General features: G+C 36.8%; 9 protein-coding genes. 6 read left to right on the plus strand and 3 right to left on the minus strand.

Annotated elements, in window-relative coordinates:
- The first annotated feature begins 15 nt into the window (after window positions 1-15).
- The 5 genes from CMCT_RS07510 to CMCT_RS07530 all read left to right on the plus strand — a co-directional run bounded on the left by CMCT_RS07510 (window position 16) and on the right by CMCT_RS07530 (window position 5,870).
- On the plus strand, window positions 16-1,341 hold the full coding sequence (locus CMCT_RS07510; RefSeq protein WP_034968473.1) for an amidohydrolase: 1,326 nt from the start codon (window positions 16-18) through the stop codon (window positions 1,339-1,341).
- Window positions 1,338-2,042 (plus strand): dipeptidase PepE, encoded by a 705-nt coding sequence (gene pepE / locus CMCT_RS07515; RefSeq protein ID WP_034968471.1) that lies wholly within the window; start codon window positions 1,338-1,340, stop codon window positions 2,040-2,042. The genes CMCT_RS07510 and pepE overlap by 4 nt, the downstream gene beginning before the upstream one ends.
- Window positions 2,043-2,056: 14 nt before the next feature.
- Window positions 2,057-3,340 carry a C4-dicarboxylate transporter DcuC gene (dcuC, locus tag CMCT_RS07520; protein WP_034968468.1) on the plus strand — a complete coding sequence of 428 codons (1,284 nt, stop codon included), beginning with the start codon at window positions 2,057-2,059 and terminating at the stop codon, window positions 3,338-3,340.
- Window positions 3,341-3,349: 9 nt separating this feature from the next.
- On the plus strand, window positions 3,350-4,582 hold the full coding sequence (gene pepT / locus CMCT_RS07525) for a peptidase T (protein ID WP_034968466.1): 1,233 nt from the start codon (window positions 3,350-3,352) through the stop codon (window positions 4,580-4,582).
- 76 nt (window positions 4,583-4,658) lie between these two features.
- Window positions 4,659-5,870, plus strand: coding sequence for a saccharopine dehydrogenase family protein (locus tag CMCT_RS07530; RefSeq protein ID WP_034968463.1), 1,212 nt, complete (start codon window positions 4,659-4,661; stop codon window positions 5,868-5,870).
- 2 nt (window positions 5,871-5,872) lie between these two features.
- Here the strand turns inward: CMCT_RS07530 and CMCT_RS07535 are convergent, their stop codons facing one another.
- Window positions 5,873-7,528, minus strand: coding sequence for a P-loop NTPase fold protein (locus CMCT_RS07535; protein WP_051654869.1), 1,656 nt, complete (start codon window positions 7,526-7,528; stop codon window positions 5,873-5,875).
- A gap of 53 nt (window positions 7,529-7,581) precedes the next feature.
- Window positions 7,582-8,043 carry a hypothetical protein gene (locus CMCT_RS07540; protein WP_034968460.1) on the minus strand — a complete coding sequence of 154 codons (462 nt, stop codon included), beginning with the start codon at window positions 8,041-8,043 and terminating at the stop codon, window positions 7,582-7,584.
- 99 nt (window positions 8,044-8,142) lie between these two features.
- Here CMCT_RS07540 and CMCT_RS07545 point away from each other — a divergent pair, with 99 nt between their 5' ends.
- Window positions 8,143-8,805 (plus strand): cysteine hydrolase family protein, encoded by a 663-nt coding sequence (locus tag CMCT_RS07545; RefSeq protein WP_051654868.1) that lies wholly within the window; start codon window positions 8,143-8,145, stop codon window positions 8,803-8,805.
- On the opposite strand, the gene CMCT_RS07550 is transcribed toward CMCT_RS07545, so the two are convergent.
- Window positions 8,802-11,117, minus strand: a complete 2,316-nt coding sequence (locus CMCT_RS07550) for a putative bifunctional diguanylate cyclase/phosphodiesterase (RefSeq protein WP_034968458.1) — start codon at window positions 11,115-11,117, stop codon at window positions 8,802-8,804. The genes CMCT_RS07545 and CMCT_RS07550 overlap by 4 nt on opposite strands.
- Window positions 11,118-11,129 lie beyond the last annotated feature (12 nt).

Consider the following 11,129-nt stretch of genomic DNA (forward strand, 5'->3'; position numbering starts at 1 on the left):
TGCAAGGGGGACAAAATGGACAAAATAGCACAAAGTGTGGTGGCTTTAAAAGATGAGCTAATAGCTAATCGCAGGTTTTTTCACTCTCATCCTGAAACCGGTTGGTTTACTTTTTTTACTACAGCTGTGATAGCCCATAATTTAAGCAAATTAGGCTACACGCTAAAAATGGGACGAGAAGTCGTAGTTCCAGATAAACGTGCAGGGCTAGGCACAAAAGAGGCGTGTGAGGCTGCTATTAAACGAGCCAAAAGCCTACTTGATGACAAACAGGCCAAATTTTTAGACATTATGGAAGACGGATTAACTGGGCTAGTTGCCGACATCGATACGGGCAGAGCTGGTAAATTTACAGCTTTTAGGTTTGATATTGACGGCGTTGATGTAACCGAGAGCAAAGATAGCAACCATCGCCCTTTTAAAGAGGGCTTTAGCTCTGATATAGCAGGTATCACTCACGCTTGTGGACACGATGGACATATCACGATAGGACTTGCTCTAGCAAAACTTATCGCTCAAAATTTGGATGATTTTAACGGCAAATTTCGCTTTATATTTCAAACAGCAGAAGAAGGTACGAGAGGTGCTGTCGGTATGGAGCCTACTGGCATCGTAGATAAGGTTGATTACTTGCTTGGCGGACACATCGGCTTTCAGTCAAAAACATTAAGAGGAATTGTTTGTGGTACAAACAACCTACTAGCAACCTCCAAATTTGACGTCATTTTAAAAGGTCGCTCAGCTCACGCCGCTGGTGCCCCACAAGACGGGGCAAACGCCCTATTAGCCGCTGCACAAATAGCACTAAATATGCACGCTATCACTCGTCATAGCGACGGCATAACTCGCATAAATGTCGGAATTTTAAGAGCTGGAGAGGGTAGAAACGTCATCGCTCCAAACGGCTTTTTAGCGTGTGAAACAAGGGGCGAAACCACTGAGCTAAATGATTTTATGTATAAAAAATGCGAAGATATCATAAAAGGCGTTAGTCTAGCTTATGGCGTTAGCTATGAGATATTGCCTACTGGTGGCACAAGTGGCGGAGATAGCGACCCAGAAGTAACAGAGCTTTATGAAAACTGTGCAAAAGAGTCGCCATTTTTTGATGATGATAAAATTTTAAAAACGTTTAAATTTAGTGCTTGTGAGGATTTTGCACACTTTATGCAAAAGGTTCAAAAAAGCGGTGGCAAAAGCGGATATCTGATGATAGGCACGACCTTAGCAGCAGGTCATCATAATGAAAAATTTGATTTTGACGAGGAGTGTTTGGTTGGCGGAGTCGATATATTTTTACGATCAGCATATAAACTAAATGGATTAAAGGAGAAAATATGAAAAGAGCATTATTACTAAGTGCTTCAAGCTACAAAGACACTGGGTATCTAAACCATTGTCGTGGCTGGATAGATGAGTTTTTAACGAAAAATGGCGTAAATAATGATGAAATTTTATTTATCCCTTACGCTGGAGTTAGACGCACAAATGATGAGTATGAAGCCAAGGTCAAAGAGTGCCTAAAGCGTGATAATATCCGCTCGATACACCACTTTAAAGACCCAAAAGAGGCTGTAAAAAATGCAAAATCAATAGCCATAGGTGGAGGAAACACTTTTGTTTTACTCTACTATCTTTACAAGTTTGATCTTGTAAAAGCTATAAAAGAGGCTGTTGAAAATGGGGCTGTTTATTTTGGCTGGAGTGCTGGAGCAAACGTCGCTGGAAGCACGATGATGACTACAAATGATATGCCAATTATTATGCCAAAAAGCTTTGAAGCTATAAACATCTTCCCACATCAGATAAATCCGCACTTTATAAGCGGTAAAATCGCGGGACACAACGGCGAAAGCAGAGAGGAGAGGCTTGAGGAGTTTTTAATCGTCAATCAAACAAGTAAAATTTACGCCTTGCCAGAAGGAACGGCACTTGTTATAAATGGCAATGAGGCGGAGGTTATGGGCTATGCTGACGCGCTAAAATTTGAATACAACAAAGCAGTCCAAACCATAAAGCTAAATGAGAAATTTAAATTTTAAACAAGGGGGAAGTTATGGACTATAAAATAATATGTGCCATTGTTGGTCTTTTTGCAGTTATTTATCTACTAGTTAGAAAGGGAGAAACTAGAACCGTGCTAATTGGTGTCGGTCTAGTACTTTGCGTCGTCGCGTTAAATCCTATGATGGCTTTAACGGAATTTACAGCATCTATGACAAAAGCTGGGCTTATAAAAGCCATTTGTGCTAGTATGGGTTTTGCTTACGTTATGAAATACACAAAATGCGACCAGCACTTAGTCATTTTACTAACAAAACCTATGAAAAATATTGGCTTTTTACTTATCCCTATCACATTTTTGCTGACTTATTTTATAAATATCGCCATACCTTCGGCAGCTGGTTGTTCAGCGGCGGTCGGTGCTACGCTTATACCGCTTTTAATGAGCTCCGGAGTAAAACCTGCGATGGCTGGTGCTGCCGTTTTAGCTGGAACTTTTGGGGGAGTTTTAAGTCCTGGCTCAGCACACAATATCTTTGTGGCTGAAATGACAAAAATGAGCGTTACAGAGATGATAGCAGTTCAGTTTCCAAACGCTATCTTAGCTGGTGGCGTCGTGCTTGTTATGCTTAGCGTTACAGCTATTATCTTTAAAGACTATCAAAAGGGTCAAAATTTTAATACAAAATCAGACACCGCACAGATGAGCGATTTTAAGGCAAATATATTTTACGCACTAACACCGCTTATACCGCTTGTCATATTGGTCATTGGTGGAACATCACTAAATCAGGTCGCGTGGCTAAAATGGACAAAAATGGGCGTAGCGGAGGCTATGTTACTTGGTGCGATTATCGCCATTTTTATAACCTGGACAAACCCGCAAAAGATAACAAAGGAATTCTTTAGCGGTATGGGCTCGGCATACGCCGAAGTTATCGGCATTATCATTGCGGCCGGAGTATTTGTCGCTGGTCTAAAGGCGTGTGGAGCGATAGAGGCAGTAACTGTTTGGCTTAAAAATTCTCAAGAGTTTGTCCGCTTTGGCGGAACGTTTGCCCCATATCTAATGGGCGCAGTTACTGGCTCTGGGGACGCTGCAACTATGGCGTTTAATACTGCTATCACACCTCACGCAGCAGAGCTTGGCTTTGAGCAGTCAAAACTTGGTATGGCAGCTGCCATTGCAGGTGCATTGGGTCGTAGCTCATCGCCTATTGCAGGTGCTGCTATAATATGTGCTGGTCTTGCTATGGTAAGCCCTGTTGAAATCGTTAAACGCACCGCTCCTGCGATGTTTGTCTCAGTTGCTTTAATAGCATTTTTTATGCTTTAAGGAGAAAAAATGGACATAGTTGAGAGGTTTTTAAACTATACAAAAATAAACACGACAACAAGCAGAGAAAATGGTGCCGCTGGGATAATGCCCTCAAATCCTGCCGAACTTGAGTTGGCAAAACTTATAAAATCCGAGCTTGAAAATATGGGTGTAACCGACATTAGCCTAAGCGAAAAATCGATACTAATAGCCAAAATTCCAGCAAATACCGATAAAAAAGTGCCAAGCGTTGCGTTTTTTGCACACCTTGATACAAGTGCTGAGCAAAAAAATGACACAAAAGCAAAGGTCGTAAAATATGAAGGTGGCGATATTTGCTTAAATAAAGAGCTTGAAATTTATCTAAAGCAGAGCGAATTTAGTGAGCTTAAAAACTATATCGGCGATGATATTATCGTAACTGACGGCACAAGTTTACTTGGAGCAGACGATAAGGCGGCGATCGCTTCGATAATGAATGCCGCGCAGTATTTTATGCAAAATCCACAAGTCAAACACGGTGAGATCGTCATCTGCTTTGTGCCTGATGAAGAGCAAGGACTTCGTGGAGCAAAGGCTCTTGATGTATCGCTTTTGGGTGCTGATTTTGGATATTGCCTTGATTGTTGCGGTATAGGCGAGTTTATCTATGAAAACTGGAACGCAGGGGACGCCGTGATAAATTTCAAAGGTCAGTCTGCTCATCCGATGAACGCCAAAGGAAAGCTTGTAAATTCGCTACTCTTAGCACACAAATTTATCTCGCTTTTACCAAACGGCGAAGCCCCTGAATACACTGATGGTAAAGAGGGGTATTTTTGGGTAAAAGAGCTTAGCGGAAATAGTGCTAAAACCACACTAAAGCTTGATATTAGGGAATTTGATGAGAAAAAATACAAAGAGCGAATGGCATTTTTGCAAAATTTAGCGGACGGTCTAAATAAAATTTGGGATAACCGAATAGAAATAACTCTAACCAATCGCTACAAAAACGTATTTAACTACCTAAAAGATGGGGAGAATAGCCTACCAATCATAGTCGCTAAAGAGGCGTTTAAAAATCTTGGCATAACCCCTGTGATTTTGCCTATGCGTGGTGGGTATGACGGCTCTATCATATCTGAAAAAGGCGTTGCTTGTCCTAATCTTTTTACCGGTGCCCACAACTTTCACTCAATATATGAGTATCTGCCGGTAAAATCGCTTCGTGCTAGTAGTGAAGTCATCAAGCAGATTATAACGCTTGTTTCAAACAAATAACATAGGAGGGCAACCTCCTAAACATCGTTTTAATACATTTTTGATAAAATCTAGCGAAATTTCAAAAAGGATAATTATGAAACATATCTTAATAATTGGTGCTGGTGGCGTAAGCCAGGTAGCGACCGTAAAATGTGCGATGAACTCGGACGTTTTTAGCAAAATCACACTTGCAAGTCGCACAAAATCAAAATGCGACGCGATCGCTAAATTTATAAAAGACAGACTTGGCGTAACAATCTCTACCGCACAAATTGACGCTGACGACACGGACGCAGTCCTTGAGCTTATTAAAAAGAGTGGTGCTGATTTATTATTAAATGTCGCTCTGCCGTATCAGGACTTAACGCTAATGGACGCTTGCATAAAAGCTGGAATTCCTTACATTGATACGGCAAATTACGAACACCCAGACACAGCTAAATTTGAATACAAACTTCAATGGGCAAAAGATACAAATTTCAAAAACGCAAATACAATGGCACTTCTTGGCTCAGGCTTTGATCCGGGCGTTACAAACGTATTTTGCGCTTACGCACAGCAAAATTTATTTGATGAGATAAACGAGATAGACATACTTGACTGCAATGCCGGAGATCACGGATATCCGTTTGCAACCAATTTTAACCCTGAGATTAACCTTCGTGAAGTAAGCTCAAAAGGCAGATACTGGGAAAATGGTAAGTGGATAGAAACCGAGCCAATGCAGATAATGTTTAAGTGGAACTACCCAAAAGTCGGCGTCAAAGATAGCTATCTTCTATATCACGAGGAGCTTGAAAGCTTGGTTAAAAATATCAAGGGGTTAAAGAGAATTCGCTTTTTTATGACATTTGGACAAAGCTATTTAACACATATGAAGTGCCTAGAAAACGTCGGAATGCTTAGAATTGATGAGGTTGAGCATAATGGTGTTAAAATCGTTCCGATTCAGTTTTTAAAGACTTTGTTGCCTGACCCTGCCTCGCTTGGCCCTAGAACAAAGGGTAAGACAAACATCGGCTGTGTGATTAGAGGATTTAAAGACGGCAAAGAAAGACAAGTTTATATCTATAACGTTTGCGATCACGAGGAGTGCTACGCCGAAACTGGTGCTCAGGCGGTAAGCTACACCACGGGCGTGCCTGCGATGATAGGCTCACTACTTGTCGCAAAAGGCGTTTGGAGCGGTAAGGGCGTGTTTAATATGGAGCAATTTGACGCAAAGCCGTTTATGGACGAGCTAAACAAACAGGGTCTGCCGTGGGAGATAATAGAGATGAAACCAGGCGAGAGATATGAGGTTTAAATTTAGAGGCTCTCTGCCTCTAAATTTACTATAGGTCTATGAAATTCTTTCAATATTTTTAAAATTTTCTCCGATCTTGGCTCTTTTCTTTCATCATTTATGTTTTCAAAAATTTTTATAAATTTGTCTACTAAGTTCTTAAATTCACTACTTTGTGAAAATCGATTATTCAAAAATCTAAATACACCTTGACAAAATTTCATATCGGTTAATATATAATTTTTTAGCGTTTCATCATCTACTTTTTCAATTAACTTAAGGTTATTTAAATTTTCTTTTTTTATTAGAATGTCTAAAATGGCTTCTTTGGTGCTGATTTTTGATTTCTCGTTTTGATTTAAAATTCTTTCGCAAGACATTTTTAAATTATCATCAAAATTTAAGATATCATCCATTTCATCAAAATATAAATCTATGTATTTGGTATTAAAAAACTCTTGCAACTTACTTACTGCAAACGTATGATATTCTTTTTCTTTTTTAGGATTAAATTCTTTTATTAAATTAATATAATAAATAAAATTCTGCACTCCACAAGCATTAATCATATCTATGTTAATATCGAAAATTTCTTTTATCTTGTCACAAACTGCTTCGTTGTTCGCCAAAAAATCATAACGTAAAATAGAGTCATAGCTAGACAACTCATTTAATGTATCCTCTTTTAATTTCATAAATTTCACAATATCTTTAATCCTATCTTCGTCAATTATAGATTTTGTTATACAATTAGTGATATCTTCTCTTATATATCCATGTTCAAATATACTACAAGCAATGTACTGCGTTGCTTCTTTAAATATTTTATTTTCTTGTTCATTTCCATTTTTACTTGAACTATCTAGGTAATATCCTATCAACTCACTAAAATCCATCCTCGCAAACAACGAATTAATAGTCGCGATTTCCATAATATGTTTAGCTAAAATTTCTCTCGTAACATCAAAGCCGTCTAGCTCCTTTTCTAAAAATCCAAAGTCATTTAAGGCATTTACTACCCGCCTCATAACTCTAATATTTTTTATATTTTTGTCTTTAAAATACTCAAGTGGATACTCTTTAAAGCACTTTAATCTATCTTTTACTATTTCGTAACTATCCTCTATGCTAGGATTATATTCAAATTCATAATCTATAATTTTATCTTTGTATTTTTTGACCTCATCATCAAATTTAACCTCATCGGCATTAAAAATCATAACTATATGGCAGTTTTTCTGCTCTTTTAATTCTGATATTAATCCAAATGCATCTTTTAAATTTAGCTTATCCGATAGTCTCTCAAAGTCGTCAAAACAAATTACAATATCTCTGAATGATACACATCCCATAATTGCTGATCCTAGCGTTGGCACAAATCCATTTAAAATTTCATCAAATCTTAAATTTGTAGCTTTTTTAAAAATTTCAAGCAATCCTTTATTTGTTTTAGCCTTGAGAATAATCTCTTGTGTTATCTGACCAATACTCTCCTTGCCGAATAAAGAAACATATACAAATTTTTTATTTAGTTTTTCCGAATTTTCTTCTGCAAATTTTTGCCAAAAATAAGTTTTTCCAGTACCCCATTTACCATTTATGGTAACGCAAGTGGCTTCTTTATTTTTAACAATTTCAACCAACCTTTCTTTAATTTTGTTTATTTCACTTTTTTGCATTATAAATTACCTCCAATTTATACACTTTAAGATTTTACATATATCAAAATTCTTTATTTTTGAAACCTTTTTAAATTTTCTCGCAATAAAGCTCGTAGTTCATAAATTGATCGTTCGTAATTGTCCATTATCACAGCTTCGTCTTTGCCAAGTGGCTGGATAAGGCTATCAGCAAGTGACAAATCAAGCTTGTCTCTTTTAAACTGCACACTTAAAATTTGCACACCTTTTTTGCTATCTATGGTTCTTGTGTCGATATTTTGTATATCTTTAAAGTAAAATTTCCCCTCTTTTTTGCCCTTTTTTACAAAAAATCCGTCATCATCAAGTCTTAAAAAACTCTCCTGAAAAATCTTTTTAACGCAAAAAATCGCACATATCGCACTGACAGCCATTGTAAAAATCGCAGATGCACCATAATGATACTTTGAGTAAAGAATATATCCAGCAACAAAAAGTATGGCAGTTGCCGGTAGAGTAAGCTTCGCACCGCGTTTATTTTCTAAAATTATCATAAAATCTCCTTTTGCCAAATTATATCAAAAAAATTATTTTTAAAGCGATATATAAGCGTTTTTAAGCAAAACTTACATTTTACAAATTTAGGAGCTGCTATGACGGATGCGATGTTAAAATTTAGCGATAAATTGTGCGAGTTTGAAAACGCGCTATCAGATATAAAACTCTCCTTGCTTAAAGATAAAGCCGAGTCTGTCGCGTTTGTTTGCGTTGATATGATAGGTGCCTTTTGCGTTCAAGGCGCACTCTCTAGCCCAGAGTGCAAGGCGCTATCAAACAGAGTCGCAAACACTTTAAAAGACGCAAAAGAGCTTGGCTTTAAGCACTTTTTATTTTTGCAAGATAGACATAGCGAGGATAGCACTGAATTTGACTGCTTCCCTCCACACGCGGTAAAAAACACACAAGAAGCAGATATGATAGAGCAGATTAAAGAGCTAAATTTAGATCAAAAGATATTTTACAAAAACTCATTTAGCATAGCTTATAATGAAAATTTTAAAAATTTCATAGATCAAAATCCGCAAATAGATACCTTTATAGTCATCGGAAACTGCACCGATATATGCATTTTTAATACTATTTCTCACTTAAGGTGTAGTGCAAACGAGCAAAATATAAAACGAAACATAATATTAGTAAGCGACCTAGTTTCGACATTTACAACGATGTGGCACGACTCAAGGCTTTTTAACACTATGTTTTTATTTTTCGCAAAAGACACTTACGGGGTTGAGATATATAAAAATTTACTCTAAACGATAAAGCTCTTTTTAAAATCACTAGCGCTCATCGGTCTTTTTAGCGCAAAGCCCTGCATCTCATCACAACCAGTTTTAGCAAGTTTGTTTAAGATATCCTCGTTTTCAATACCCTTTGCCACGCTTTTAATGTTCATTATCTTTGCTAACTCAACTATCGCACGAACTATTTGCGTATTTGGTTCGCTATTTGCGATATTTGCTATAAGATCTTTTGCTATTTTTATGCGATTAACATCGTATTTTTTGACATAAACAAGCGATGAGTATCCAGTTCCAAAATCATCTATGCACACGCTCATACCAGTATCTGATATGCGTTTAAATATATCATCAAGCACGCTCTCATCGTTCATCCAAACAGCCTCATCCATCTCAAGCTCAATCATATTAAGAGGCACATTATACTGCTGCATTATCCTTTTTGTAGTATTTATAAACTCAGGTGTAATAGTCTGTCTACTGGCGACATTTATGCTAATACAAGGCACTTTAACATCACTTTTAATAAGCTCACTTATATCTTTTGCAACCGAAGTTAATACAAACTCATAAATTTTACTTATTATCTCGCCCTTTTTAACCACATCCATAAAATTTGAAGCCTCTAAAAAGCCAAGCTCTATGTTATTCCACCTTAAAAGCACCTCAGCTGATACAAGTTTTTTACTATTTGTTTCAAATACTGGCTGATAATAGACCTCAAAATCTCGCTCAAAAACAGCCTGATGAGCCAAAATTTCTATCTGAGCCTTACGCTTTTCAAGAGAATCTATCTGAGCGCTGTACATAAAAGGGTTGTATTTATTATCCTGCTTTGCAAAATTCATAGCTTTGTCCGCATTTTTAATAAGCTCTTTAGCGTCGCTAAACTTACCAGCAGTAGTACACTCAATGCCAATAGCACACTCGATACTAAACTGATAAGAGCTTACTAAAATTCCCTCTGAGAGCTTAGCTATAATGGACTTTGCAAATTTTATGCACTCACTACCATCTATCTGTAAAACTCTTCTAACAAAGATAAACTCATCAGCACCAAACCTGCAAACAAAGTCGTCCTCACTAGTCATCTCATCAAGCTTTTTAGCCACCTTGCATAAAATTTTATCCCCTATTTCGTGCCCATATGAAACATTTGTCAGTCTAAAGCGACGCAAATTTATATAATAAACAACGATAGCGTCGTGCTTTAGAGTAGGCAAAATTTTAGATAAACTATCCATTAAAAACGCTCTTGAGCCAACGCCTGTTAGATAATCCTTCTCGATCATATCTTTTAGCTTAAAATTTGAAAGCTTTAGCTCATTTACATATCTACTTACTTCAAGTTCAAGATCTTTATGTATTTCTCGCTCTTTTTCAAGTATACTTTTTGTGCGTAAATTTGACCTAATATAGTAGGATATAAGCGTGTGAGCCACCAAAATAAGCAACATAAAAAGAGATAACTTAGCATCAAATCCGCCCTTAAAAGCCAAAGGAAACGCACACAACAACGGTAACCATTTTATAGCGTCATTTAAATTTCTAGCTTTTATCTTTTTATTTACACCATTTAGCTCAAAAGCACCAAGCATAAATAGAAAAAATGCAAATAAAAAAAGTGCATTTAAAAATATACTATCATACCAAAACTCAGTAAGCACCTGATATGAGTATGTTATGCGGACACAAGCATAAACTCCTGCGCCCAAAATCACATAAAAGCCGCTTTTATTTACAACAATAAATTCGCTAGAAAACACCACACAAAATACTAAAAATAGTATCATAAATCCTAACACTATGTTCATATATCCACTAAAATTTGTAATGCTTGAGTAGATAAATTTCGTATTTATCTCATTTAGAGCCGTTAGAGTAAAAATTATAGTCATTAGATATATACCAGCAATATCATTTCCAACTATATACCTTTGGGCTCCTATATCTGTTTCTAGCTTTTTAGTGTAACTAACAATAGCAGCGGATAAAACAAGTATAGTCGGAAGCAAGAAAGATATCTGCAAATACTCATACTCAGCGTATGTTTTAAAAAGGACATATTTATTTACATACCAAGACAGATCAGCGATGATGTAAGAGATAATGGCTACGGAGATTAAAACAAACTCAACCCTTTGCTCTTTTACCGATAAATACGCCTTTGTTATATGAAAAAGCATAATAACAATGGCGGCAGAGCTAAAAAAATAGACCAAAAATACAATACCAACATAGTAAGAAACAAGCATCATCAATGCAAGCAAGGCGATACATGCCTTAAGGTAAACCTTTTCTCCAAAAATACTACTTATAACACCCATAAAAATCCTTAA

It is taken from the genome of Campylobacter mucosalis (assembly GCF_013372205.1).
GTDB lineage: Bacteria > Campylobacterota > Campylobacteria > Campylobacterales > Campylobacteraceae > Campylobacter_A > Campylobacter_A mucosalis.

Bases quoted from the DNA above. Each gene is read 5' to 3' on its own strand.
- pepT (WP_034968466.1), top strand. From the start codon at position 3,350: ATGGACATAGTTGAGAGGTTTTTAAACTATACAAAAATAAACACGACA.
- pepE (WP_034968471.1), top strand. From the start codon at position 1,338: ATGAAAAGAGCATTATTACTAAGTGCTTCAAGCTACAAAGACACTGGG.
- CMCT_RS07545 (WP_051654868.1), top strand. From the start codon at position 8,143: ATGACGGATGCGATGTTAAAATTTAGCGATAAATTGTGCGAGTTTGAA.
- CMCT_RS07540 (WP_034968460.1), bottom strand. From the start codon at position 8,043: ATGATAATTTTAGAAAATAAACGCGGTGCGAAGCTTACTCTACCGGCA.
- CMCT_RS07530 (WP_034968463.1), top strand. From the start codon at position 4,659: ATGAAACATATCTTAATAATTGGTGCTGGTGGCGTAAGCCAGGTAGCG.
- dcuC (WP_034968468.1), top strand. From the start codon at position 2,057: ATGGACTATAAAATAATATGTGCCATTGTTGGTCTTTTTGCAGTTATT.
- CMCT_RS07510 (WP_034968473.1), top strand. From the start codon at position 16: ATGGACAAAATAGCACAAAGTGTGGTGGCTTTAAAAGATGAGCTAATA.
- CMCT_RS07550 (WP_034968458.1), bottom strand. From the start codon at position 11,117: ATGGGTGTTATAAGTAGTATTTTTGGAGAAAAGGTTTACCTTAAGGCA.
- CMCT_RS07535 (WP_051654869.1), bottom strand. From the start codon at position 7,528: ATGCAAAAAAGTGAAATAAACAAAATTAAAGAAAGGTTGGTTGAAATT.